We start from the raw sequence: 25105 nt of genomic DNA on the forward strand, positions 1-25105 counted from the left end.
GCTTTGCGCGGGCGGGAGAAACCGCCCGTCACGCGTGTTAACCTGCCTTCACCAGCGCCGTCACTGCACGGTCCGACGAATTACAGAGGTTGTCTGCATTCCATGAGCGTCGAGAGTCGCGTCGAGAACGACGATACCCAGCACGGAGCCCCGAATTTTCTGCGCAATCAGATTCGTGACGAGATCGAATCGGGGCAGGCCCAGACGATCGTGACCCGTTTCCCGCCGGAGCCCAACGGCTTCCTGCACATCGGCCACGCCAAGTCGATCTGGGTCAACTTCGGTCTGGCGGAACAGTTCGGCGGCCACTGTCATCTGCGCTTCGACGACACCAATCCGGCCAAGGAAGAGCAGGCCTACATCGATGCCATTCGCGAGGATATCGAGTGGCTCGGCTATCGCTGGAGCGGTGAGGTGCGCTATGCCTCTAGCTACTTCGACCAGCTCTATGCCTGGGCTCAGCACCTGGTGCGCGAAGGTCTGGCCTATGTCGACGATCTCTCGCCGGAAGAGATCCGCGAGTACCGCGGCACCCTGACCGAGCCGGGCCGGCCGAGCCCCTACCGCGAGCGTGGGGTGGAGGAGAACCTGGACCTGCTCGAGCGTATGCGCGTGGGCGAGTTCGCCGAGGGCGCCAAGGTGCTGCGGGCCAAGATCGACATGGCCGCGCCCAACATCAATCTGCGCGACCCGATCCTCTATCGGATTCGCCACGCCCATCACCACCAGACCGGGGATGCCTGGAAGATCTACCCCTCCTATGACTTCGCCCATGGGCAGTCGGATGCGATCGAGGGCATCACCCATTCGCTGTGCACGCTCGAGTTCGAGGATCACCGCCCGCTCTACGAGTGGTTCCTCGCGCACCTGCCGGTGCCGTCGCAGCCGCGCCAGACCGAGTTCGCGCGGATGAACGTCAACTACACCGTGACCTCCAAGCGCAAACTCAAGCTGCTGGTCGACGAGCAGGTGGTGGACGGCTGGGACGATCCGCGCATGCCCACCATCTCGGGGCTGCGCCGGCGCGGCTATACGCCGACCTCGCTGCGCAAGTTCTGCGACATGACCGGGGTCAGCCGGGCGGCCAATGTGGTCGATATCGCCATGCTGCACTTTGCGATTCGCTCCGACCTGGAGGACAACGCGCCGCGGGCGATGTGCGTGCTCAATCCGCTCAAGGTGGTGCTGACCAATGTCGCCGCCGACCATGGCGAGGTGTTCGAGGTGCCGGGGCACCCGGCGCGCGATGACATGGGGACCCGGCGCCTGCCGCTGACCCGCGAGATCTGGATCGACCGTGACGACTTCATGGAGGAGCCGCCGAAGAAGTTCTTCCGGCTGGCGCCGGGCAAGGAAGTGCGTCTGCGCAACGGCTACGTGATCCGCTGCGATGAAGTGATCAAGGACGATGGCGGCGAGATCACGGCGCTGCACTGCTCTGTCGACTTCGAGACCCTGGGCAAGAATCCCGAGGGGCGCAAGGTGAAAGGGGTGATCCACTGGGTCAGCGCCGAGCACGGCGTGCCGGTCGAAGTGCGCCTCTACGACAACCTGTTTCTCGACGAGGCGCCGGATCGCGACAAGGATGCCGACTTCCTCGACCATCTCAACCCCGAGTCGCTGGTCACCGTGCACGGCATTGCCGAGCCGGCGCTGGCCGATGCGGCGCCCGAGGCGCGCTATCAGTTCGAGCGTGTGGGCTACTTCTGCGCCGACCGCCACGCTTGTCGCGATGGCAAGCTGGTGTTCAATCGCACGGTCGGGCTCAAGGACTCCTGGGCCAAGATTCAGCAGAAGCAGCAGGGGACGGCATGAGCGAGCTGCAGGTCTATAACACGCTGACGCGGCGCAAGGCGCCGCTGGAACCGATCGAGCCCGGCAAGCTGCGCATGTACGTTTGCGGCATGACGGTCTACGACTACTGCCACCTGGGGCACGCCCGGGTGATGGTGGCCTTCGACGTGATCACCCGCTGGCTGCGTCAGACCGGGCTCGACGTGACCTATGTGCGCAATATCACCGATATCGACGACAAGATTCTCAAGCGCGCCGACGAGAACGGCGAGCCGATCTCGGCACTGACCGAGCGCATGATCGCAGCAATGCACGAAGACGAGGCGCGCCTGGGCGTACTGCGCCCGGATCTGGAGCCCCGCGCCACGGGCCATATCGGCGAGATCGTGGCGATGATCCAGCGCCTGATCGACAACGGTTACGCCTATGCCGCGGACAACGGTGACGTTTACTACCGCGTGCGTCGGTTCGCCGCCTACGGCAAGCTCAACAACCGCAACCTGGACGAGATGCGGGCCGGGGCGCGGGTCGAGGTCGATACGCACAAGGAGGACCCGCTCGACTTCGTGCTGTGGAAGGCGGCCAAGCCGGGCGAGGCAAGTTGGCCCTCGCCCTGGAGCGAGGGGCGTCCGGGCTGGCACATCGAGTGCTCGGCGATGTCCACCTGCTGCCTGGGCGAGACCTTCGACATTCATGGCGGCGGGCCGGATCTGACCTTTCCCCACCATGAGAACGAGATCGCCCAGAGCGAGGCCGCCACCGGCAAGCCCTATGTCAATGTGTGGATGCACGCCGGGGCGGTGCGCGTCGATCAGGAGAAGATGTCCAAGTCGCTGGGCAACTTCTTCACGATTCGCGAAGTGCTCGAGAGTCATGATGCGGAGGTGGTGCGCTACTTGCTGGTGGCCAGCCACTATCGCAGCGCGATCAATTACGCGCCGGCCTCCCTTGGCGAGGCGCGGCGCTCGCTGGAGCGCTTCTATCACGCGCTGGATGGCATCAAGCCTTGCCAGGGCGAGGTCGGGCCGGACTATGCGGCGCGTTTCAGCGCGGCGATGAACGACGACTTCAACACCCCCGAGGCGCTGTCGGTGCTGTTCGAACTGGTGCGCGAGGTCAATCGCCTGCGCGATGCGGATATGCCGCGGGCCGCAGCGCTGGCGTTCGAACTCAAGCGGCTGGCCGGAATGCTGGGTCTGCTCGAACGCGAACCGGCAGCATTTCTCAAGGCCGGCGCCCAGGCGCTGCCGCTGGCAGAGGCGGAGATCGAAGCGCGTATCGAGGCGCGGGCACAGGCCAAGCGCGAGCGCGATTTTGCCGCCGCCGACCGTATTCGCGACGAGCTGGCGGCGCTGGGTATCGTGCTCAAGGACTCCCGCGAGGGCACCCGTTGGAGCCTGGAGACGGCCGGTGATTAACCCGCAGACGGCCGGCGGCTGAGCGCCATTGCCGCACCCGTAACGCAGAGGCCCCGNNCGGGGCCTCTGCGTTTTCAGGGCCTGTCATGTGCAGGCGGTGTCGTCTTCAGGCCTCGTCACGTCCAGGGCGCGTGGCCCCGGCTCTCATGCGCGACAGTCCGCGCTTCGTGGTTGGCTCTCTCCGGTGGTGTCAGCGCGCCGCCAGTCGCGCGACAATGGCATCGACCATCCGCGCCGAGTGGGTGGCCGCCCGCTCCAGGAAGGCGTCGAAGGAGAGATGCGAGGACTTGCCGGCGATATCCGAGAGCGCGCGAATGACCACGAACGGGCAGTCGAAGAGGTGGCAGGTCTGGGCGATCGCCGCCGCTTCCATCTCGATCGCCAGCATCTCGGGAAAGTGTGCCCGCAGTCCCTCGACCCGGGCCGGGTCGGACATGAAGCTGTCGCCGGTGCAGATCAGGCCCTCGAACACGCGCAGCTCGCCGAGGCTCTCGATGCTTGCGCGCGCGGCGCTGACCAGCTCGGGCGCCGGGGCGAACGCCGCCGGCATGCCCGGCACCTGGCCCAGGGCGTAGCCGAAGGCGGTGACATCGACGTCGTGATGGCGCACTTCGCTGGAGATGACCACATCGCCGACCTCCAGCTCGGCGCCGAAGCCGCCTGCCGAGCCGGTGTTGATCACCGCATCGGGGCGAAAGCGATTCATCATCTGGGTAGTGCCGACAGCGGCATTGACCTTGCCGATGCCCGACTGCAGCAGCACGATCTCGACACCGTGGCGACGGCCACAGTGAAAGGTGGCGCCGGCGTGACGTTCGACGCGAGCGTCTTCCAGCTGCGAGGCGAGCAGGGTGACTTCCTGCTCCATGGCGCCGATGAGGCCGATGGTTTGCATCACGGGATTCCTTGAGTGGCGGCGAAGGTCAGTGGGCGTCGTGGAGTTCGGCGGCCTGCAGGGTGTTCTGCAACAGGGTCGCGACCGTCATCGGGCCGACCCCGCCGGGCACCGGGGTGATGAAGCTGGCACGCTCGGCGGCGTTGGCGAAGTCGACATCGCCGACCAGCTTGCCGTCGTCGTGGCGGTTCATGCCGACATCGATCACCACTGCGCCCGGCTTGATCCAGTTGCCGTCGATGAGACCCGGCTTGCCCACGGCCACCACCAGTAGATCGGCTTGGCGGACCTTCTCCTCCAGGCTGCGGGTGAAGCGATGGCACACGGTGGTGGTGCAGCCTGCCAGCAGCAGCTCCAGTGCCATGGGCCGACCGACGATATTGGAGGCGCCGACCACGGTCGCCTCGAGGCCGCGCAGTTCGATACCGCTCTGCTCGAGCAGCGTCATGATGCCCTTGGGCGTACACGGGCGCAGCAACGGCATGCGTTGGGCCAGGCGCCCCAGGTTGTAGGGGTGGAAGCCGTCGACATCCTTGTCCGGGCGGATACGCTCGAGCAGGGGGTTGGCGTCCAGGTGCTCGGGCAGCGGGAGCTGCAGCAGGATGCCGTCGACCGTCTCGTCCGCATTCAGCTCGTCGATGACCGCTTCCAGCGCCTGCTGGCTGATGGCGGCATCGAGACGATGGCTGAACGAGAGAATGCCGGCGTTCTCGCAGGCGCGGTGCTTGTGGCTCACGTAGATCTCGGAGGCGGGGTCGTGGCCCACCAGAATCACCGCCAGGCCCGGGCGCCGGCGTCCCAGCTGGAGGCGCTCGGCCACCTCGGTGGTCACCTGTTCGCGGATGGCGCCGGCAATGCGTTTGCCGTCGATCAACTGAGCGGTCATCGACTGTCCTTTCTGAGTGGCGGAAATAGCGGCCGGTCTCTCTGGCCGAAGCGGGGCTTCGGCCAGGCCGGCGAAGGCGGCAATTTTCGCACGCCAGCCGATCCAGTCAACGCAGGCTTTGAGGATGGCTGTCACTGGGGCGACGGTGGGGCAGGCCAGATGCGACCCGGGATCGTCTGAAATTCACGTAAGGGCTTGACGCGACAGAAATGATCCGTAGAATACGCAGCGCATCGAGGGGCTCGTAGCGTCATCGATCGTGTCGCCCGGCGACGGGGTATAGCGCAGTCTGGTAGCGCGCCTGCTTTGGGAGCAGGATGTCGGGGGTTCAAATCCCTCTACCCCGACCAGCAGGTCGGTGATCGATGAACAGGCAGCCGGTATTGGAATGCGCCTATAGCTCAACCGGATAGAGCAACGGCCTTCTAAGCCGTAGGTTGCAGGTTCGAGTCCTGCTGGGCGCGCCACTCTCCGGATGGCTTTCACGTCGTGAAACGCTGAATGGGTTGTGGTGGTTCCAAGCGATGTCAGTGTCGAGATGGTGGATGTAGCTCAGTGGTAGAGCCCCGGATTGTGGCTCCGGTGGTCGTGGGTTCGATCCCCATCATCCACCCCACTTTCGACACGCACTCAGAAATGGTGGATGTAGCTCAGTGGTAGAGCCCCGGATTGTGGCTCCGGTGGTCGTGGGTTCGATCCCCATCATCCACCCCATTTCTGTTCTTTCGGATGTCCTCCTGGTTCTTCCTCTCCTGTTTTGCTCCTGCTGTCTTTGGGTTTGCGCTACGTAAGCGCTGATGGCTGAACGGCGACGCCTTTGGGTGGTCCGTGTCGTGACCGTGAGGCTCGCACGCCGGTTTCGTGGCTGTCTGGCGGCGACGCTTGCCTGTCGATGACGACTAGTCGTCCTTTTATTCTGGCGATTTTCGTCGCTGCCCCTTGGTTTTCGGGCTTTTCAGCCCAATGTAGGCGGCAAGTCTGCTTGCCAGTAGGCATGGGGATTCATAGAATCTCTCCCTTATTTTTTGAAGTTGCAATCACAGAACGCTCCCGTCGGTAGAGGATCATCTATGCAAGTTTCCGTTGAGACGACATCCCAGATCGAACGTCGCATCACCGTCCAGGTGCCGGCGAGCGAGGTCGATCAGGCCGTCGCCGCTCGTCTGCAAGACACCGCCAAGCGCGTTCGTCTGAATGGCTTTCGTCAAGGCAAGATCCCGATGGCCGTCGTGCGTCAGCGTTTCGGTCAGGACGTGCGCAACGAGGTGGTCAGCGAGCTGATGCGCCAGCACTACGTGCGTGCCATCACCGAAGAGAGCCTCAATCCGGCCGGCTATCCCTCGATCGAACCGACCGTCAACCAGGACGGCAAGGATCTCGAGTTCGTGGCCACGCTGGAAGTCTATCCGGAGATCGAGCTTCAGAGCATCGCTGGTACCGAGGTCGAGCGTCCGCAGGCTGAGATCACCGAAGCCGACATCGATCAGATGATCGAGACGCTGCGCACCCAGCGCGCCGAGTTCCAGCCGGTCGAGCGTGGTGCCGAGATGGGCGATCAGGTCAAGATCGACTTCCAGGGCTTCCTCGGCGACGAGCCGTTCGAAGGTGGCGAAGCCGAAGGGCACGAGCTGGAGCTGGGCTCCAACCGTTTCATCCCGGGCTTCGAAGAGCAGCTCGTGGGCGCCAGCGCGGGTGAAGAGAAGCGTATCCAAGTGACCTTCCCGGAAGATTACCAGGCCGAGCATCTGGCCGGTCAGGAAGCCACTTTCGCGGTCAAGGTGCACGAGGTGTCGGCCAAGACGATGCCGGAAGTCGATGCCGAGTTCATCAAGGCGTTCGGCGTCGATGACGGTGACTTCGACAAGTTCCGTGCCGAGGTCAAGAGCAACATGCAGCGCGAGGTCAAGCAGGCCACGCAGAACCGCGTCAAGCAGCAGGTGCTCGAGGCGCTGCAGGCGGCCAACGAAGTCGACGTGCCGCAGTCGCTGATCGATCAGGAGACCGATGGTCTCAAGCGTCAGGCAGCACAGCAGTTTGGTCTGGGCGAAGATTTCGACGTCAGCCAGCTGCCCAACGAGCTGTTCGCCGATCAGGCGCGCAATCGGGTCAAGATCGGCCTGCTGCTGGCCGAAGTGATCAAGCAGAACGAGCTCGAAGCGAGTGATGACGAGATCCGTGCCCGTGCCGAGGAACTGGCGACCCAGTACCAGCAGCCGGAGCAGGTGGTCGAGCAGTATCTCAAGAACGACGAGCTCAAGAACCAGATCAAGTCCGCGGTGCTCGAAGAGAAGGCCGTTGACAAGCTGCTGGAGCAGGCCCAGGTTAAAGACGTCAGCATGAGCTACGAAGACGTGCTGCAGGCCGCTCAACAATCGGACGATGCGGCCGATGAAGATGAGAGTGAAGAGAGCGATTCCAAAGCATAAGCGCTGCTTGGTAAGCGACGGGCCCCGGCAAGACGTCGGGGCTCGGCGGTGGTTGGCGGCGGCAACGTGGTTTCGCGGCCACCGCCTAGAGGAGTGTGACACTCACCAGATGCAAGGAAATCGCGATGCGTAACGAGTTCGACATCAGTAATGCCGGCGGCCTGGTTCCCATGGTCGTGGAGCAGAGTGCACGCGGCGAGCGGTCTTACGACATCTACTCCCGGCTGCTCAAGGAGCGTGTCATCTTCCTGGTCGGCCAAGTCGAAGACTACATGGCCAATCTGGTGGTGGCGCAGCTGCTCTTCCTGGAGTCGGAGAATCCGGACAAGGATATCCACCTCTATATCAACTCGCCTGGTGGCTCGGTCACCGCGGGCATGTCGATCTACGACACCATGCAGTTCATCAAGCCGGACGTGTCGACCGTGTGTATCGGTCAGGCGGCGAGCATGGGGGCACTCCTGTTGACCGGGGGTACCAAGGGCAAGCGCTACTGCCTGCCGCACTCGCGCATGATGATCCACCAGCCGCTGGGCGGCTATCAGGGGCAGGCTTCCGATATCGAGATCCATACCCGGGAGATTCTGACGATTCGTCACAAGCTCAACCGGATTCTGGCCGATCACACCGGACAGGATATCGACAAGGTTGCCCAGGACACCGACCGTGACAATTTCATGGACGGCGACCAGGCCGTCGAGTACGGGCTGATCGACGCCAAGCTGGATAAGCGCCCGGTATCCTGATAGCGTTTTGAGTCAAGGTTTCACACGGCGATGTTCGGCATCGCCGTCCTGACGAGGTACACGAATGGCCGACGGTAAAGGCAAAGACGACAACGGCAAGCTGCTCTACTGCTCGTTCTGCGGCAAGAACCAGAATGAGGTACGCAAGCTGATCGCAGGGCCGTCCGTCTACATCTGTGACGAGTGTGTCGATCTGTGCAACGACATCATCCGCGAAGAGGTGCTGGAAGCCGACGCCGAGAGCGATGAGGATCGCCTGCCGGTACCCCGTGAGATCCGCAATACGCTGGATGACTATGTCATCGGCCAGGATCGCGCCAAGATGGTGCTGTCGGTGGCGGTCTACAACCACTACAAGCGGCTGCGTGGCGGCGGCAAGAGTGGCGGCAAGAACGACGACATCGAGCTGGGCAAGTCGAACATCCTGCTGATCGGCCCCACCGGTAGCGGTAAGACCCTGCTGGCGGAGACGCTGGCGCGGCTGCTCAATGTGCCGTTCACCATTGCCGATGCGACCACGCTCACCGAGGCGGGGTATGTCGGCGAGGATGTCGAGAACATCATCCAGAAGCTGCTGCAGAAGTGCGATTACGACGTCGAGAAGGCGCAGCGCGGCATCGTCTACATCGACGAGATCGACAAGATCTCGCGCAAGTCGGACAACCCTTCGATCACCCGAGACGTCTCGGGGGAAGGGGTCCAGCAGGCGCTGCTCAAGCTGATCGAGGGCACTACTGCCTCGGTGCCGCCCCAGGGTGGCCGCAAGCACCCGCAGCAGGAGTTTCTGCAGGTCGATACCGGCAATATCCTGTTCATCGTCGGCGGTGCCTTCGCCGGCCTGGACAAGGTGATCCGCGATCGCGCCGAGAAGGGTGGCATCGGCTTCAACGCCACGGTCAAGAGCAAGGAGAGCGACAAGGGCGTTGGTGATGTGCTGGCCAATGTCGAGCCCGAAGATCTGGTCAAGTTCGGCCTGATCCCCGAGTTCGTCGGTCGTCTCCCGGTTATCGCCACGCTCACCGAGCTGACCGAAGAGGCGCTGATCCAGATTCTGGTCGAGCCCAAGAACTCGCTGGTCAAGCAGTACTCGCGTCTGTTCGAGATGGAAAGTGTCGAGCTCGACTTCCGCGAGGACGCGCTGCGCGCCGTGGCCCACAAGGCGATGGAGCGCAAGACCGGTGCCCGTGGTCTGCGCTCGATCCTCGAGTCGGTGCTGCTGGAGACGATGTACGACGTGCCGTCTCTGGAGGGCGTGACCAAGGTGGTGATCGATGGTTCCGTCATCTCGGGTGACAGCGAGCCGCTGCTGATCTACTCCAAGCAGGAAGAGAGCCGGGTCGCCAACAAGGACGGCTGACGCCTCCCGCGTTGACGTCTCGACTCAGGGAAGGGGCCCTCAGGGGCCCCTTCTTCATGTCGGGGCCGCAGCGCTCTCGGCCGTCCAGCGGTGTTGGCAGGCCGCCTTTGATGTCAAAGACGTGACATCGGCGTGTCAGGTCGAGGTCACGCCCCCTTGGAACCTGGGGGCCTCGCCCCCACGTACCCCGCTATTGCCGCTCTGGTGGCTCACCCATCCGAACGTTTGTCGAGGAAATGCTGTAATGGCGCAGAGCTCAGACCAGACACTCAAACTTCCGCTGCTGCCGCTGCGCGACGTGGTGGTGTATCCGCAGATGGTCATCCCGCTGTTCGTCGGTCGCGAAAAGTCGATTCGCGCGCTCGAGACAGCCATGGAGAGCGACAAGCGCGTCCTGCTGGTCGCCCAGCGTGAAGCGGCGCATGACGATCCGGGCGCCGATGACCTGTTCGGCGTCGGCACCGTCGCCGATATCAAACAGCTGCTGAAACTGCCCGATGGCACCGTGAAGGTGCTGATCGAAGGTGCCTTCCGCGTCGACGTGCAGCGCGTGGTCGAGGAAGAGGGCGGCTACATCGCTGCCGATGCCACGCCGCGTGACAGCGAGCCGCTCAGCGAGCGCGAGCAGGAGTCGCTGGTTCGGGTGCTGCTCAACCAGTTCGAGCAGTATGTGAAGCTGTCCAAGAAAGTGCCCAGTGAGGTGCTCTCTTCTCTGCAGGAGATCGAGGACCCCAGCCGGCTCGTCGACACCATCTGCGCGCACCTGTCGCTGAAGATCGATGACAAGCAGGAGCTGCTGGAGATGGATCGCGTGCGCGATCGCATCGAGCACCTGATGGCGCTGATCGAGTCCGAGATCGACCTGCTGCAGGTCGAGAAGCGGATCCGGTCGCGGGTCAAGGATCAGATGGAGAAGTCCCAGCGCGAGTACTATCTCAACGAGCAGATGAAGGCCATCCAGAAGGAGATGGGCGAGCTCGAGAACGTGCCCAATGAGGCCGAGAAGTACGAGCAGCGGATCCAGGAAGCGGGCATGCCGCAGGAGGCCGTAGACAAGGCGACCCAGGAGCTGAACAAGCTCAAGATGATGTCGCCGACCTCCGCCGAGGCCACGGTGGTGCGCTCCTATCTCGACTGGGTGCTGTCGGTGCCGTGGAAGAAGCGCACCCGGGTCAAGCACGATCTGCCGCTGGCCGCCAAGGTGCTCGACGAGGATCACCATGGCCTCGAAGAGGTCAAGGAACGTATTCTCGAATATCTCGCGGTGCAGAAGCGGGTCAAGAAGCTCAAGGGGCCGGTACTGTGTCTGGTCGGCCCGCCGGGGGTGGGCAAGACCTCGCTGGGGCAGTCGATCGCGCGAGCGACCAATCGTCGCTACGTGCGCCTGGCGCTGGGCGGCGTGCGCGATGAGTCCGAGATTCGTGGCCATCGGCGCACCTATATCGGTTCGCTCCCGGGCAAGCTGATCCAGCGCATGAGCAAGGCAGGGGTGCGCAACCCGCTGTTCCTGCTCGACGAAGTCGACAAGATCGGCATGGATCATCGTGGCGATCCTGCGTCGGCACTGCTCGAGGTGCTCGATCCGGAGCAGAACGACAAGTTCAACGATCACTATCTGGAGCTCGACTACGATCTCTCCGATGTGATGTTCATCTGCACCGCCAACTCGATGAACATTCCCGGGCCGCTGCTCGACCGTATGGAGGTGATCCGGCTGCCGGGCTACACCGAAGACGAGAAGCTGGCCATCGCCAAGCGCTACCTGGTCCCCAAGCAGCTCAAGGCCAACGGGCTCAAGGATCAGGAGTTGACCTTCGGTGACGAAGCGGTACTCGAACTGATTCGCTACTACACTCGTGAGGCGGGCGTGCGCGAGCTCGAGCGCCAGATCGCCAAGGTGTGCCGCAAGGTGCTGCGCGAGCGTCTGGAGGCGGAGAAGGGCCAGGGCGCCCAGGCGGGACAGACCCTGGCGGCGGCGGATATCGATCGCTACGCCGGTGTGCGCCGCTACAGCTACGGTCTGGCCGACCAGGACGATCAGGTGGGGCGTGTCACCGGCCTGGCGTGGACCTCGGTGGGCGGTGAGCTGCTCTATATCGAGTCGGTGGTGACCCCGGGCAAGGGGCGTCTCAACAAGACCGGCTCGCTGGGCGACGTGATGAAGGAGTCGGTCAGCGCTGCCCACACGGTGGTGCGCGCACGGGCCCCGCAACTGGGCATCGACCCGGAGCGCTTCGAGAAGGAAGACCTGCATATTCACGTGCCCGAGGGCGCCACCCCCAAGGATGGCCCCAGTGCCGGCATCGGCATGGTCACCGCGATGATCTCCGCCTACAGCGGGCGCGCCGTTCGCTGCGATGTGGCCATGACCGGCGAGGTCAATTTGCGTGGTGAAGTGATGCCGATCGGCGGCCTGAAGGAGAAATTGCTGGCTGCACGGCGCGGTGGTATAAAGACGGTGCTCATTCCCGAAGAGAATCGTCGGGACCTCAAGGAGGTTCCTGACAATATCAAGAGCGCGTTGGATATCCGCCCAGTGAAGTGGATCGACGAAGTGCTGGCGGTGGCCTTGACGAATCCTTTGGAAGTCGATGAAAAGCGTGCCGACGATGCCGCTTCATCGCAGGCCAATGTCAGCACGCATTGATCGAATTCCGGCGCGAATTCGAGGCGTGAAGTCAGACGTGACGCGGTTTTTCTCACGATCTTGATTGACAGCATAATTGGAGCATTGCTATAAAATGCCCACTTGTTGTGATCGCTATCGCAGTTAGAGATTGCGCGTCGATTTCCTCTCAATTTTGTACACAGTCAAGGGGTGAAGTGTGAATAAATCCGAGCTGATCGAAGCCATTGCCGCGTCTGCCGACATTCCCAAGGCAGCTGCGACGCGTGCACTCGACGCCATGATCGAGTCCGTGTCCGACAGCCTGAAGAACGGCGACTCCGTGGCACTGGTTGGGTTCGGGACTTTCTCGGTCAAGGAGCGTGCTGCACGCACCGGCCGTAACCCGCAGACTGGCAAGCCGATCAACATCAGTGCTGCCAAGGTGCCCAGCTTCAAGGCGGGCAAGGCGCTCAAGGACGCTGTCAACTAAGGTTGCCGCGTGACACGGGCCCTGTTCCCGCGGGTGACTTAGCTGCGGCTGTTACGCACGGTCAGGTCCGTAACCATGTAAGCGCATCGCCTTAGCGATGCGCTTTTTTTATGACTGCCTTTCGGAGTGTCCCGGCGTGCGACGATCACTGTCGCTGAGCCTGCCATGGCGGCCCCTGGGCCACGCGGCGGGGATGCATGGGGCGCGTGCGGCGGTGTACGATGCGCTCCGGAGATAGGGTTACCGACATGCGAGGACAGCATGCTGCAGAAAATTCGTGAAGGCTCCCAGGGCTGGGTGGCGAAGGTCATCGTGGGGGCCATCATCGTGACCTTCGCGCTGTTTGGCGCGGAGTCACTGGTCAGTTATTTCCAGTCGGGCAGCAACGACGTGGCCAAGGTCAACGGCGAGGCGATCAGTCGTCAGGCCTTGGAGACTCAGGTGCAGCGGGGCATTCGCTCCGGCCAGGTACCGCCGGAGCAGGAGCGTCAGTATCGAGCTCAGGTGCTCGACCAGCTGATTCGTCAGAAGACGCTGGATCAGTACGCCGAGTCTGGTGGCTTGTTCGTTTCCGATACCCAGCTCGATCAGATCATCGTGTCGCTGCCCGAGTTCCAGGATCAGCAGGGCCGCTTCTCGGACCAGCTGTTCACCACCCGCCTGGCTCAGGCCGGCTATACGCCGGCGGCGTTTCGTCGCGAGCTGCGCGCCGACACCCTGCGGCGTCAGATCCAGCAGGGGCTGGCCGTGTCGGCCTTCGTGCTGCCCGCTGAGCAGCAGCGTCTCGCCGCTCTGCAACAGCAGCAGCGCAGTTTCCGCTACGCGCGGCTGACGCCAGCCGATCTGGCCCAGCCGGTCACGCCCAGCGACGCCGAGATTCAGAAGTACTATCAGGCGCACCAGGACGATTTCCGGCGTCCGGAGCAGGTCAAGGTCAACTACGTGGTGCTCAATCAGCAGGATCTGGCCCATAACGTCGAGGTGACCGATGCCGAGCTGCGCCAGGCCTACGAACAGGATCGCAAGGCTGCGCCGCGTCAGGTCTCGCATATCCTGGTCACCTACGGCGATGGTGACCGCACCGAACAGCAGGCGCGCGCGCGGCTGAAAGAGGTGCAGGCCAAGCTGGCCCAAGGCGAGGATTTCGCCAAGCTGGCCAAGGCCTATTCGGATGACAGCTCCTCCGCTGCCAAGGGCGGTGACATCGGTGTCATCCAGAAGGGCTTTTTCGGCAAGGCGTTCGATAATGCCGCCTTCTCGCTGGATCAGGGCCAGGTCTCTCAGATCGTCAAGTCGGACTACGGTTTGCACCTGATCAAGGTGACCGACATCGAGATCCCCAGTTTCGAGAAGGATCGGGCGGCACTGGTCAAGGAGGTGCAGCTGGCACAGTCGCAGGACGCCTTCAACGAAGCGGTCCAGAAACTCACCAATGATGCTTACGAAGCCGACGATCTCGCCAGCGTGGCCAAGCAGATGGGGCTGCCGCTGAAGAGCAGTGACTGGTTCTCACGCGATGGTGGCGGTGAGGGCGTGCTCTCCAATCCAGACGTGATCGCGGCCGCGTTCTCGCCGGACGTGCTCGAGGATGGCTACAACAGCGAGGCCATCGAGACCGACGCCCAGCAGCGCGTGGTGCTGCGGGTGGTCGATCATCGTGACGCCAGCGTGCTGCCCCTCGAGCAGGTGCGCGACAGGGTCACTGCCGCGGTCAAGGCCGAGATGACGCGCCAGCGTCTGAAGGCCCAGGCCGAGCAGGCCGTGGCGAGCCTGAAGCAGGGCAAGACGGTATCCGGGCTCTCCTGGCAGCGTGTCGATGAGGTCACCCGCGACGATGCCGACGGCGTGCCGCAGCCGGTACTGGAAGCGGCGTTCCGCTTGCCGCGGCCGGCTGCCGATGGGGCCACCTACACTAGCACCGAGTTGCCGGATGCCGTGGCGGTCGTCGCGCTCGACAAGGTCGCGGCCGGCAAGCCCGATGCCCAGAGCGCCGACTTCACCCGGCGTCTGGCTCAGCGCATCAAGGCGCAGAATGCCATTCAGGGCCTGAGCGAGTCGCTGCAGAGCGAAGCGGAGATCGAGAAGCCATGAGTGTACTCATCTAGCGCTGAACCTTCCCACCCTCCAGGCGCTCAGATCCCGGCAAGCTTATGACTTGCCGGGAGCCGTATGCCCTCCTAGGCTTGATCGACGTATCTACCTGCCAGGAGGGCTTTTTCTATTATGGCTACCAGTCGTTATATCGCACTCACCGAGATCCCTCAGGGCTTGCCGCGTCAGGATCAGTTCACGCTGCGTGAACAGTCGCTCGACCCCCTGGCCGAGGGTGAGGTGCGGGTGCGCAATCTATGGCTCTCGGTCGATCCCTATATGCGGGGACGCATGAGTGGCGTCACCACTTATGTCGAACCCTACGCCCTCGATGCGCCGATGGACGGCGGTGCTGTCGGAAAGGTGGTGGCGTCCCGCGATCAGCGCTTCGCGTCCGGCGATCTCGTGCGCCACATGGCGGGATGGCGCGATGTGGCCCAGCTGTCGGCCGACCGGGTCGAGCCGCTACCTCAGCACGAGGTGCCGCCTCAGGCCTATCTCGGCGTGCTGGGCATGCCCGGCATGACCGCCTGGACCGGGCTCAACCGGATCGCGCAGATGCAGCCGGGAGAGCGGGTGCTGGTCAGTGCGGCATCCGGAGCGGTGGGCTCGCTGGCGGTGCAACTGGCTCTGGCCGCAGGCTGCCAGGTGGTTGGTGTCGCCGGGAGCGATGCCAAGTGCGAATGGCTCGAAGGGCTCGGCGCGAAGGCGGTCAACTATCGCGGCAAGGATGTGGAGGCGTTGACCCAGGCGCTGGCCGAGGCGGCGCCGGAGGGTATCGATGTCTACTACGAGAACGTCGGCGGGCCGCTGCTGGATGCGGCGCTGGCCAACTTGCGCGACCACGCGCGTATCGCGGTATGTGGGCTGATCGACCGCTACAACGACGCCCAGGCGGGAGACGGCCCGCGCAATCTCAATCGGTTGCTGTTCCGTAAGGCGCGCATGGAGGGATTCATCGTCGCCGAGCATTGGGCCCACTACCCGACGTTCCTGGCCGAGGTGGCGCCGCGGGTCGCCGCCGGCGAGGTGCGCTATCGCGAGACGGTGGTCGAGGGCCTCGAACGGACACCGGAAGCGTTTCTGAAGCTCTTCTCCGGTGACAATGAGGGCAAGATGCTGGTTCGACTCGACGCCAGCGCTGCCGACGTCTGAGGCTTATACCGTTATCTTGCAAGTCATGCCGCCATGACCATGTTGTTACGGCGGTAGTGCTGTTGGTGCGGTAGCGCTTTTTAACGGAAGTCGCGCCGCTGTCACCATGAAAGAGGCCTCGACCGNNCGGTCGAGGCCTCTTGCGTGTGACGCCCCCTGATCTTGGCAGGCAAGGAGGAGGTGGGAGCGTTCAGTGCCGGGTCTTGCCAGTCATGGCTGTGGAAGCCATGACACCTTACAGGTGTGGCGGCTTACTGGGTGGCGTGCTCCCAGCGGGTGATCAATTGCAGTGCCTGTCCGCGGGTATCGCCGCACAGCTCCGGGTCGAAGTTGAAGCGAGTACAGACGGTGGGGCGCCGGGGATCGTCGAACAGCCGGCATAGATAGTCGTCATCGAGCTGGACGCAGCGTACGCCTGCGGGCTTGCCGTGAGGCATGCCAGGGATGGGTGAAGTGATCGATGGGGCGATGCAGCAAGCCCCGCACCCGGGGCGACAGGTGCTCATGCGGGACTCGGCTCGCCGCGATGCTGGGCCAGGGCGCCCTTGTCGATGCCTTCGAACGCCTGCACGCGGATATGCGCGCCACTGGCCTGGGCGATCTGCCGGGCCAGCCAGGCGGCGATATGCTCCACGGTGGTGGGGGCGGGCAGAATGTGGCAGCGCTCCCGAGGCAGGCGTAACTGGAACTGGCCTTGGGCGCTGCGGTAGCGCACCTTGAGTGGACCGCTCTCGCGTGGATTGATCGCATCCTCTTCATCGACCAGGTAGCTGTGGTCGAGCTGCCGCGACCAGTGCGCTTCGAGCTCCGGATCGCGCTGTCCGTCGCGCCAGATGCGTAGATGCGAGCGGTGACCATGGGCAATACGCTGGCAATTACCGGCGTGGTGCTTGAGGCCATGGCTGTAGGTGTAGATGGCACCGTCGGGAAGCTCCTCGCGCAGGCGCACACGGATCGCTTCCACCCGCGGCGGCGGGCGTTTGCTCAGCTCCTGGCTGAGATAGGCGCCGAGACGCTCGGCGTTGATCTCGCCCCAGGGCAGTATGGTGAACGCCTGGCGCGGTGCGCGCACTTCGAACGAGTAGGGGAGTTCGGCACTCAGATGGAGTCCTTCCAGGCACTCTTCGACCTTGACCCCCGTGGCCTGGGCGGGGACCAGCAGGGTGTGGTCGAGGCCGGCGTCCAGGCGTGACTTGATCCATGGCTTGACCTCGCCGAAGTCGAACAGCATGCCGTCCTCGCCGAGCTCGCCATCGAGTTCGACGTCGACGTGCCAGCTCGCCCCCATCAGGCCGAGCTGCGGTGACCAGATCGAGGCGTCGATATTGGTCAGATTGTTCACGAACAGGGTCATCAATCGATTCCAGCGATTTTGTGCGTCTGCAGCGACAGGCGCCACTGGGGGTGGCGCAGGCAGTAGTCGACCACGCTGGCCATGGGCGCGCGGTCGGTGGCGATGCGACCCGGGGCAGGGTCGATCGGCTGCAGGAAGAAGTGAGTGAAGTCGAGCCCGCTGAAGCGCTGCGGGTCGACGCCCGGCTGCGGGTGGACCAGCTTGAGCTCGTCGCCGCGGGTCTGGATCAGCGCATTGTCGCCCTTGGGGCTGACGCAGATCCAGTCCACGTCGGACGGTACCGGCAGGGTGCCGTTGGTCTCCACCGCGATCTCGAAGTCGCGTGCGTGCATCGCCTCGAGCAGCGGTGGGTCGAGCTGCAGCAGGGGTTCGCCGCCGGTGAATACGACGTAGCGGCGCGCCCCGGCGGAGTTCGAGGTGCTCTGCCATAGCGCCGCGAGGTGCGTGGCCAGGGCCTCGGCGTCGGCGAACCGGCCGCCGTTCTGGCCATCGGTGCCGATGAAGTCGGTATCGCAGAACGTGCACTGCGCGCGGGCACGATCGACCTCGCGCCCGGACCATAGGTTGCAGCCGGTGAAACGGCAGAAAACGCTGGCGCGTCCCGACTGGGCGCCTTCGCCCTGGAGCGTGTAGAAGGCTTCCTTGACGCTATACATGAAGCGGATGTCTCGATCTGGCGATGGTCAGGGGATGGCGTAGGGCAGCGGATCCGTTACCCCGAGGCTGGCGAATGCGCCCAGACGCTCGCGACAGCTGCCGCACTCGCCGCAGGCCTGGGCCTGACCCAGATAGCAGGTCCAGGTGTCGGCGTAGTCCAGGCCCATGGCGAGCCCGTCGGCGAGAATGCGCGCCTTGTCGGCGTGCAGGTAGGGGGCGACGATCTCGACCGCTTCGAAGTTGGCGATGGCGGCGACATCATTCATGCGCTCGACGAATGCCGGACGGCAGTCCGGATAGAGCACGTGATCCCCACCATGGGCGCCGTAGAAGCACTTGGCGGCACCGATGTTGACGGCGTGCCCGATCGCCAGCGAGAGCAGGATCATGTTGCGGTTGGGCACCACCGTGGCGGTGAGGTTCTCCTCGCCGTAGTCACCCTTGGGCAGCTCGCGGCTGCTGTCGGTCAGCGCCGAGTTGCCGATTAACTGATGAATGGCACGAATGTCGACCACACGGTGGGGCACGTCGAGCGCTTGGCAGACATCGCGGGCGACCTCCAGTTCGCGGGCGTGGCGCTGGCCATAGTCGAAGGAGAGCGCGTGGACCGCGTAGCCTTCGCGCAGCGCGCGATGCAGCACGGTGAACGAATCCATGCCGCCGGAGTAGATCACCACGGCAGGTGCGGCCGGGGTGGGTGTCGAAGGGGAAGTCATGCGCAATCAACCTGTGGCGTGAACGCGCCTCGCTCGCCGGCTAGTGGCGTGAGGAAGCGCCGTCGGAGCTCCTCCGGGGGCAGGCCCTGGACGAGCAGGTGCGTCAGTTTGCTGCAGGCGGCCTCGACGGTCATGTCATCACCCGACATGACGCCGATGTCGTTGAGGATCTGGCCGCTGGCGTAGGTGCCGGGGTCGGCGCCGCCGATCGGGCACTGGCTGAGGGCGACCAGCGGCTTGCCCTCGGCGGCGGCGCGCGAGAGTACGCCGATCAGTGCCGGATCGTCGGGCAGGTTGCCGCTACCCCAGCACTCCAGCACCGCCCCGGCTACCTGTGGTGACTCGAGCCAGCGTTCGATCAGCATGGCATCGATGCCCGGCCACAGCGTCACGCGGACCACCTGGGGCGCGCGCTCCCTTGCCGGCAGTTCGAATCGTGGCGCGCCTTCGATGCGCCAGGCACGCGCCGGGTAGAGCACGGCCACGCCATCCACCAACTCTCCGAGCAGCGGCCAGTTGGGGCTTTCGAAGCCGCTATCATCGCGGGTATACCACTTGCGCGCGCGGCAGCCGCGCAGCAGGCGCCCGTCGAAGCACAGGCCGACTTCGCGCCAGCCGGGTGTGGCAGCGAACGCCAGTGCCGCTTCCAGATTGTTCAGCGCATCGCTGCCCGGCTGGCCCAGTGGGCGCTGCGAACCGGTGACGACCACCGGCTTGGTCAGCCCCTGCAGTTGGAAGGCCAGCGTCGAAGCGCACCAGGCTAGCGTGTCGGTGCCGTGGAGAATGACGAAGCCGGCATAGGCCTCGTAGTGCGCCGCGACCAGCGCGGCGAGCGCCGACCAGTCGGCGAAGGTCGCACTGCTGGAGTCGATCGGCTCGGGGGATTCCCACAGCACATAGTCCGGTAGCGCGCGCCGCCGAAGCGGCGGCAGCGTCGCCAGTGCCATCTCCAGGCGCGCGGCCATGTCACCGGCGGGGATCAGCCCGCGGCTCGACGCCCGCATGCCGATGGTACCGCCAGCGTAGATGACGAGCAGAGGCTGCTGGGCTGCGTCAGAGGTCGTAACCACGGATCACCTTGCAGATCGAGGCGAAGGTGCGCGCTTCCGGCGGGTGGTTGAAATCGACGCTCAGGGCACGACTGATATCGGAAGCGGAGATCATGCCGCGAATGCGCTCGATGCCCTGGCCGTCCGGTTCGGTGACCAGGACGTGCTGATCGCCGGAGGATTTCAGCGTCTCGACCAGATCACCCACGCTGGCGTGGGAGACCCGGCTGTAGGATAGGGCGTGCAGTTCGCTGCGCGGGGTCTGGATCATCTCCGCGGTCACCTCGTCACGGCCGATCTGATGCTGCTGCATGGCCAGGGTGACGCGCCGGCCGCCGATCAGCTCACGTGCATTGACCACGCCGGTGAAACGGCCTTCGGGATTGATCAGCATCAGCAGTCGCACGCCTGCCTGCTTCATGGTCTCCAGCGCCTGATCGACGGAGCTCGAGGTCGGCAGCGTGTGCGGCCGGCTGACGCTGAAGTCGGTGACCAGCAGCACTGCCGGGCTCTCCAGCGTGACGCTGTGCGTCTGCGTTTCGGGCTGGACGATACCGCTGACGCCATCGAGGCTGGCCAGTGGCAGTGCGCTGAAGTGGACCTTGGAGGGGTGGGGGGTCTTGTCCATCGAAAATCTCCCGGCAAGTGTCTGAATCGAGAAGTGTCTAAGTCAAGGAAACGGCTTGGATGCAACGCTGCCGGCCTGCTGCCACGCCGTCACCGGTGCGGCGGCAGGTCGGCTATAGGGGGCAGCGCGAGCTCAGCCGCGCTGCTGCAGATCGCCGCGAACGCTATCCAGAAAGGTGATGAAGCGCGTGTCGCGCGCGTCGTCGTGGCGATCGGTGCGACAGCCTAGCTTGAGGCTGTTTTGCACCAGTAATTCGTCATAGATGTCCAGCGTGATCTTGATGCCCGTGTCGGGGGAGGGCGTCAGTGTCCCTTGTTCGAGCGTGAAACCCTCGAATAGAGTGGCGCGGATACGCGTGGTGCCCCCTTCGGTGAGCACCCGGCGCACGAACAGCCAGCCCTCGCAGGCCAGGTTGTCGCCGCTATCGCGCTGACGCTGGAACAGGGTGCGATAGCTCGCGCCCTCCTTGGCACCGCGCTCCGCCATGCTACGGTAGGCCTCGGTGACACGCGACGCCATGGCCCCGGTCTCTGCCAGCTTGCGCACGGCTGCCTGGTGCTCGCGCGACAGCTGATCCTGGCGCTGGAAGCGTTGCCACAGGCGGTAATCGGCGTACAGGGAGTTCGCGTCCATGTCTTCTCCAGTAATGACGAATCGTCAGCCGCCTATGATCGCCTATTCGGCCGTCGTCTGGCCACCCGCGCGTGCTTGCACGCGGGGGCCCGCGTCGCGACGGGATAAAGATGTAGTGCCAAGCGCTAAAGTTTTGTGGGCCGCCGGCCGATCATGTGATAAGACGACCCGAATCACGCCTATTCAGCCGCTGCGCGCGGGCCCGGCGTGGTAGAAATGGCATCCAGAACGAGAGAGACATCATGGCTAGCATAGCGTCCTTGGGTATCGGCTCCGGCCTGGATTTGAACGGGCTGCTCGGCGATCTCGAAAAAGCCGAGAACAAGCGGCTGGAGCCGATCGCCGCGCAGCAGAGCAGCTACAAGACCAAGCTGTCGGCTTTCGGCAAGCTGGAGAGCTCGCTGAATGCGCTGCGCGACGCCATCGGCAAGCTCGGCGATCCGTCTACCTTCACCGCTGTCGGCAGCGATATCACCGGCAGTGCAGTGAGCGTCTCCACCAGCGAAGGCGCAGAGGCCGGGCGTTACAAGATCGATGTGTCGCAGCTGGCTCAGGCGCAGTCCTCGGCCTCGAAGGACTTCGACAGCAAGTCGGACAACCTTGGCCTCAGCGGTACCTTGAGTTTCACCGTCGGCGACGGTGATCAGATCGATGTCGACTATGACGACGGGGATTCGCTCAGCGATATCCGCGACGCCATCAATGACAAGGATGCGGGTGCCCGTGCCTCCATCATCAACGACGGTAACGGCTATCGTCTGGTGATGACCTCGGACGAGACAGGTACCGACACCAAGATTGCCTACTCCAGCGACGACGATTTCAGCTTCGAAACCAAGGTGGAGGCGCAGAACGCCAAGCTCACGGTCAACGGTGTCGACATCGATAGCCAGTCGAATACCGTCGAGGAAGCCATTCAGGGGGTGACGCTCAAGCTCGACGCCACCACCGACAGCGCGGCGACTCTCACGGTGTCCAAGGACACTGACTCGATGAATGCCTCGGTGAAGGCGTTCGTCGATGCCTACAACTCGGTGCAGAAGACCGCCGATGCGCTCACCCGCTACGATGCGAGCACCGATACGGCAGGGCTGCTGCTGGGCAATTCCACCATGCGCTCGATCGAGTCGCGGCTGCGTGGTGCTCTGAGCACGCCAACCGATGATGACGGCGACTATCGTCTGCTCTCCAATCTGGGCATCGAGCGTCAGCTCGACGGCAGCCTGAAGATCGATAGCGACAAGCTCGACAAGGCGCTGACCGATAACACCGATGGCGTCAGCCAGTTCTTTGCCGGGGCCGATGGCAATAGCGGTTTCGCCGGCAGCTTCGACAAGACCTTGGGGACGATTCTCGACAGCGGCGGCTCGCTGCAAGCGGCGACCGATGGTATCGACTCGACGCTGGAGAGTCTCAAGGATCGATACTCACGCATGCAAGATTCGATTTCCGACACCATCGATCGCTATCGCAAGCAATTCAGTCGGCTCGACTCAATGGTGTCGCAGATGAACTCCATGAGCAGCTACCTGAACCAACAGTTCAGCGCGCTCAGCGCACAAACCAAGTAGTGACAGGTGCCTAGCATGATGATGACTAACCGACGGGGCGCGGGCGCCTACGCCAGAGTGGGGGTGGAGTCGGCGGTAATGTCCGCCGATCCGCACCAACTCATCGTGATGCTGTTCGATGGCGCTCAGGCGGCCATCAGCAGTGCCCAGCTGCACCTGCAAGATGGTAACCGCGAGGCCAAGGGCGCGGCGATCTCCAAGGCGATCGATATCGTCAACAATGGCCTGGCCGCAGCCCTCGATCACGAGAGGGGCGGCGAGATAGCGGCCAACCTGGCACGACTTTACGATTACGTGTCGCGTCTGCTGTTGCAGGCGAACCTGCGTGACGACGCCGCGCCGCTGGCTCGGGCTGCGGCTATCCTTGATGATCTCGGCTCGGGTTGGCGCGAACTGCGTGCTTCTGGAGCTGCCCCGTGAGCGAGGGAGGTCGAATGACCGAGCATGAGTCCGTGGTAGCGCGCTACCGTGAGCTGCTGGAAGTCTCCAACGTGATGCTGGGCTATGCTCGGTCTCAGGATTGGGAGGCGTTGATCCAGCAGGAGGCCCGCTATGCGGTCGAGCTGGACCGGGTGCGGCTGATCGGCGATCAGGGTGGGCTGAGCGAGAGCGAGCGCCAGGATCAGCTTCAATTGCTCGAGCAGATCCTGAGCCAGGACGCCGAGACGCGGCGTTTGCTCGACGCCCGCCGCGACGAGCTGGCGCAAATGATCGGCAACTCCCGGCGCCAGCAGGCGGTAGGGCAGGCGTATCAGGGTGGGCGTGGCGGCATCTCCACGCGCCTTCGCTTCAACGCTCCCGACGGCGGCATGTGAGCGGAATTACCCCCATTCTGGACACCCTGCTGCACCAGGTTCTGGGCAAGCGGGTTGATGTTCCCGTACTCCGGGATCAGCCGACACCGGTTTCTCCTAAAGCCTCTTCCGATGCGATTCAACCCGCCCGCAGTGATTCGCGCCTGCATGGTCAGAGCCAACCGAGGCTGACCGCGCCGGAAGGCGATGCGGCACGCGCGGCGACTGGCAGGCAAGCGCCACTCACCGCGGAGCGGCCGGTGCCGGTGGCTTCCGCGCAGACCTCTTTGAGCCGCGCAGCGGTGGAGATATCCCAACTGCTGGCACGCCACCCGGTGGCGCAGAGCTCGGCTATCACGACCACCGCGGCGCTGCTGTCGGCGCGGAATCCCAGCGCCGAGGCGGCCGCCAGCACGCTCTCCAACAGCATCAGCGGCAGCGGGGTCTTCTATGAGTCTCATCTGTCGCGCTGGCTGCAGGGCAATTATCCCCTGTCCAAGCTGTGGCAGGAGCCGCAGGCCTGGATGGGGCTCAGCTTTCGCCCCAGCCCTCAGCCCCAGGCTGCCTTGTCGCCGCTGATGTCGGCGTGGCGCTCACTGCTTCTGGAGCGCTCGGGGACGTCCTCTTCCGGTTCGGCCCCGCGCAGTGACGGGCATGCCCGAAGTTCTGCTCCTGCGGCCGGTGCCGCGGCGAGAGGAGTCGCGCATGCTCCCTCGTCCAGTGCCCCAGCCGGGGCTTACCGGGCGGATGGCACCCAGGTCGCAGCGCGGCCGGCTGCCGGTGTGACGGCTGGGTTGCCGCCGCTGAGCGGTGTGCAAGCCGCCGCGGGTGACGAGTCGGCGTTGCCGAGGCAAGTGCATCAGTTGTCGCAGCAGCCGTCCGAGCATCTGCAGTCGCTGGTGCGTCATCAGCTCGAGCTGATGGCGTCGCCGACACTGCGCTGGGAAGGGCAGCTGCTGCCGGGTATGCCGATGTTCTTCATGCTCACGGAGATGCCCTACCATGAATCGCATGAGCAATCGGAGGGCTCCGGCGGACGTGAGGAGGCCCCGCGCCAGTGGCGTGGCGAGATTCGCCTGACGCTGCCGCGATTGGGCGAGATCGAGGTCGAGCTGGAGAGCGTCGCCGCAGATCACTGGCGTGTCGTGATTGCCGCGAGCGACGTGCAGGCGCGGGAGCGCATCGCCGATGAATTGCCGGCTTTGCGTGGGCAACTGACGGCACGGGGGTTGCGCGTCGATCTCGAAATGACCGAGGAGAAGCTGGCATGAGCGAGAGCGATTCGCGTAAGCGTGCCGTAGCCCTGGCCTACTCCGGCGAACGACATGACGCGCCAAGGGTGGTTGCCAAAGGGTATGGCGACGTGGCCGAGCGCATCGTTGCCTCGGCCAGCGCCGCGGGCATCTTCGTGCACGATGCGCCGGAGCTGGTGGCGCTATTGATGCAGGTCGACCTCGATGAACGCATTCCCGAGTCGCTTTACCAGGTAGTCGCAGAGCTGCTGGTGTGGATCGCTCAGGTCGACGGTGCCGCGTTGGTGGTCGATGCCCATTGATCGCGGCTCGTCGGCGGCGATGAGGTGACTAATCATTTTGTAACGTTGGAGTGTTAACTTCCCAAAAATATCTCGAACAATCAAACACCTTAAGTTCGAGTTAAGGTGTCTACACCACACTTCTCGTTACTCTGAGAAAAATTTAGTAACAAAGGTTGATTTTTTTCATCTGAAAGTTGCACACTATATCCATCACAAAGATCTGATGTAAGCATGAACGGCTTACAAGCAGGCGGAGCGCCCGGCAACACGGGTGCCGACAAAAAACCCACACGCAGGGAC

The 25105-nt window shown here is 63.9% G+C and carries 23 protein-coding genes and 4 tRNA genes; 18 read left to right on the forward strand and 9 right to left on the reverse strand.

What is annotated here, in order from left to right; translation table 11 throughout:
* Positions 1 to 102: 102 nt before the first annotated feature.
* Both DOM67_RS15385 and cysS read left to right on the forward strand, forming a co-directional pair.
* The gene (locus tag DOM67_RS15385) at positions 103 to 1815 is read left to right on the forward strand and encodes a glutamine--tRNA ligase/YqeY domain fusion protein (protein WP_110677508.1); all 1713 of its coding nucleotides are present in this window, start codon (positions 103 to 105) and stop codon (positions 1813 to 1815) included.
* 5 nt (positions 1816 to 1820) lie between these two features.
* Positions 1821 to 3212: a cysteine--tRNA ligase gene (gene cysS / locus DOM67_RS15390; protein ID WP_110677993.1), complete on the forward strand. Its 1392-nt coding sequence runs from the start codon at positions 1821 to 1823 to the stop codon at positions 3210 to 3212.
* A gap of 190 nt (positions 3213 to 3402) precedes the next feature.
* Here the strand turns inward: cysS and mtnN are convergent, their stop codons facing one another.
* The gene (mtnN, locus tag DOM67_RS15395) at positions 3403 to 4107 is read right to left on the reverse strand and encodes a 5'-methylthioadenosine/S-adenosylhomocysteine nucleosidase (RefSeq protein WP_110677510.1); all 705 of its coding nucleotides are present in this window, start codon (positions 4105 to 4107) and stop codon (positions 3403 to 3405) included.
* A gap of 28 nt (positions 4108 to 4135) precedes the next feature.
* The gene (folD, locus tag DOM67_RS15400; RefSeq protein WP_110677513.1) at positions 4136 to 4993 is read right to left on the reverse strand and encodes a bifunctional methylenetetrahydrofolate dehydrogenase/methenyltetrahydrofolate cyclohydrolase FolD; all 858 of its coding nucleotides are present in this window, start codon (positions 4991 to 4993) and stop codon (positions 4136 to 4138) included.
* A gap of 273 nt (positions 4994 to 5266) precedes the next feature.
* Between folD and DOM67_RS15405 the strand changes: the two genes are divergently transcribed.
* From DOM67_RS15405 to DOM67_RS15455, 11 genes are all read left to right on the forward strand, one after another.
* Positions 5267 to 5343, forward strand: a tRNA-Pro gene (locus tag DOM67_RS15405).
* A 40-nt stretch (positions 5344 to 5383) separates the two neighbouring features.
* A tRNA-Arg gene (locus tag DOM67_RS15410) sits at positions 5384 to 5460 on the forward strand.
* Between the two features lie 74 nt (positions 5461 to 5534).
* Positions 5535 to 5609 (forward strand) — tRNA-His (locus DOM67_RS15415).
* 23 nt (positions 5610 to 5632) lie between these two features.
* Positions 5633 to 5707, forward strand: a tRNA-His gene (locus DOM67_RS15420).
* Between the two features lie 356 nt (positions 5708 to 6063).
* Positions 6064 to 7419, forward strand: a complete 1356-nt coding sequence (tig, locus tag DOM67_RS15425; protein ID WP_110677515.1) for a trigger factor — start codon at positions 6064 to 6066, stop codon at positions 7417 to 7419.
* Positions 7420 to 7544: 125 nt separating this feature from the next.
* Complete coding sequence (gene clpP / locus DOM67_RS15430; RefSeq protein WP_106420094.1) at positions 7545 to 8165, forward strand: ATP-dependent Clp endopeptidase proteolytic subunit ClpP; 621 nt, start codon at positions 7545 to 7547, stop codon at positions 8163 to 8165.
* A gap of 64 nt (positions 8166 to 8229) precedes the next feature.
* A complete protein-coding gene (gene clpX, locus DOM67_RS15435) occupies positions 8230 to 9522 on the forward strand; it encodes an ATP-dependent Clp protease ATP-binding subunit ClpX (RefSeq protein ID WP_035471685.1) in 1293 nt (430 codons plus the stop codon).
* Positions 9523 to 9766: 244 nt separating this feature from the next.
* A complete protein-coding gene (gene lon, locus DOM67_RS15440) occupies positions 9767 to 12169 on the forward strand; it encodes an endopeptidase La (RefSeq protein WP_110677517.1) in 2403 nt (800 codons plus the stop codon).
* Positions 12170 to 12347: 178 nt separating this feature from the next.
* Entirely contained in the window at positions 12348 to 12620 is a 273-nt protein-coding gene (gene hupB / locus DOM67_RS15445) for a nucleoid-associated protein HU-beta (RefSeq protein ID WP_035471690.1), read from the forward strand.
* A gap of 261 nt (positions 12621 to 12881) precedes the next feature.
* Positions 12882 to 14711: a SurA N-terminal domain-containing protein gene (locus DOM67_RS15450; protein ID WP_110677519.1), complete on the forward strand. Its 1830-nt coding sequence runs from the start codon at positions 12882 to 12884 to the stop codon at positions 14709 to 14711.
* A gap of 132 nt (positions 14712 to 14843) precedes the next feature.
* Positions 14844 to 15866, forward strand: a complete 1023-nt coding sequence (locus DOM67_RS15455; RefSeq protein WP_110677520.1) for an NADP-dependent oxidoreductase — start codon at positions 14844 to 14846, stop codon at positions 15864 to 15866.
* A 251-nt stretch (positions 15867 to 16117) separates the two neighbouring features.
* Here DOM67_RS15455 and DOM67_RS15460 read toward each other — a convergent pair whose 3' ends face one another.
* The 7 genes from DOM67_RS15460 to DOM67_RS15490 form a co-directional block, all read right to left on the reverse strand.
* A complete protein-coding gene (locus tag DOM67_RS15460) occupies positions 16118 to 16372 on the reverse strand; it encodes a YkgJ family cysteine cluster protein (protein ID WP_110677522.1) in 255 nt (84 codons plus the stop codon).
* Positions 16369 to 17220, reverse strand: a complete 852-nt coding sequence (locus DOM67_RS15465) for a 6-carboxytetrahydropterin synthase (RefSeq protein WP_110677524.1) — start codon at positions 17218 to 17220, stop codon at positions 16369 to 16371. Before DOM67_RS15465 ends, DOM67_RS15460 begins: the two co-directional genes overlap by 4 nt.
* Positions 17220 to 17876 (reverse strand): 7-carboxy-7-deazaguanine synthase, encoded by a 657-nt coding sequence (queE, locus tag DOM67_RS15470; RefSeq protein ID WP_110677526.1) that lies wholly within the window; start codon positions 17874 to 17876, stop codon positions 17220 to 17222. Before queE ends, DOM67_RS15465 begins: the two co-directional genes overlap by 1 nt.
* 27 nt (positions 17877 to 17903) lie before the next feature.
* The gene (gene queC / locus DOM67_RS15475) at positions 17904 to 18593 is read right to left on the reverse strand and encodes a 7-cyano-7-deazaguanine synthase QueC (protein WP_110677528.1); all 690 of its coding nucleotides are present in this window, start codon (positions 18591 to 18593) and stop codon (positions 17904 to 17906) included.
* The gene (locus DOM67_RS15480) at positions 18590 to 19663 is read right to left on the reverse strand and encodes an asparaginase (RefSeq protein WP_232825277.1); all 1074 of its coding nucleotides are present in this window, start codon (positions 19661 to 19663) and stop codon (positions 18590 to 18592) included. The genes queC and DOM67_RS15480 overlap by 4 nt, the downstream gene beginning before the upstream one ends.
* Positions 19647 to 20270 carry a CBS domain-containing protein gene (locus DOM67_RS15485; RefSeq protein ID WP_110677530.1) on the reverse strand — a complete coding sequence of 208 codons (624 nt, stop codon included), beginning with the start codon at positions 20268 to 20270 and terminating at the stop codon, positions 19647 to 19649. The genes DOM67_RS15480 and DOM67_RS15485 overlap by 17 nt, the downstream gene beginning before the upstream one ends.
* Positions 20271 to 20402: 132 nt before the next feature.
* The gene (locus DOM67_RS15490; RefSeq protein WP_110677532.1) at positions 20403 to 20903 is read right to left on the reverse strand and encodes a hypothetical protein; all 501 of its coding nucleotides are present in this window, start codon (positions 20901 to 20903) and stop codon (positions 20403 to 20405) included.
* Between the two features lie 242 nt (positions 20904 to 21145).
* Here DOM67_RS15490 and fliD point away from each other — a divergent pair, with 242 nt between their 5' ends.
* The 5 genes from fliD to DOM67_RS15515 are packed head-to-tail and all read left to right on the forward strand — an operon-like array spanning position 21146 to position 24823.
* Complete coding sequence (gene fliD / locus DOM67_RS15495) at positions 21146 to 22474, forward strand: flagellar filament capping protein FliD (RefSeq protein WP_110677534.1); 1329 nt, start codon at positions 21146 to 21148, stop codon at positions 22472 to 22474.
* 21 nt (positions 22475 to 22495) lie between these two features.
* Positions 22496 to 22894, forward strand: a complete 399-nt coding sequence (gene fliS / locus DOM67_RS15500; protein WP_110677997.1) for a flagellar export chaperone FliS — start codon at positions 22496 to 22498, stop codon at positions 22892 to 22894.
* 14 nt (positions 22895 to 22908) lie between these two features.
* A complete protein-coding gene (locus DOM67_RS15505; protein WP_110677536.1) occupies positions 22909 to 23289 on the forward strand; it encodes a flagellar protein FliT in 381 nt (126 codons plus the stop codon).
* Positions 23286 to 24539, forward strand: coding sequence for a flagellar hook-length control protein FliK (locus DOM67_RS15510; RefSeq protein ID WP_157958878.1), 1254 nt, complete (start codon positions 23286 to 23288; stop codon positions 24537 to 24539). The genes DOM67_RS15505 and DOM67_RS15510 overlap by 4 nt, the downstream gene beginning before the upstream one ends.
* Positions 24536 to 24823, forward strand: a complete 288-nt coding sequence (locus DOM67_RS15515) for an EscU/YscU/HrcU family type III secretion system export apparatus switch protein (protein WP_110677540.1) — start codon at positions 24536 to 24538, stop codon at positions 24821 to 24823. Before DOM67_RS15510 ends, DOM67_RS15515 begins: the two co-directional genes overlap by 4 nt.
* Positions 24824 to 25105 lie beyond the last annotated feature (282 nt).

The sequence above is a fragment of the Salinicola sp. RZ23 genome (assembly GCF_003206675.1).
In the GTDB taxonomy this organism is placed as follows: domain Bacteria; phylum Pseudomonadota; class Gammaproteobacteria; order Pseudomonadales; family Halomonadaceae; genus Salinicola; species Salinicola endophyticus.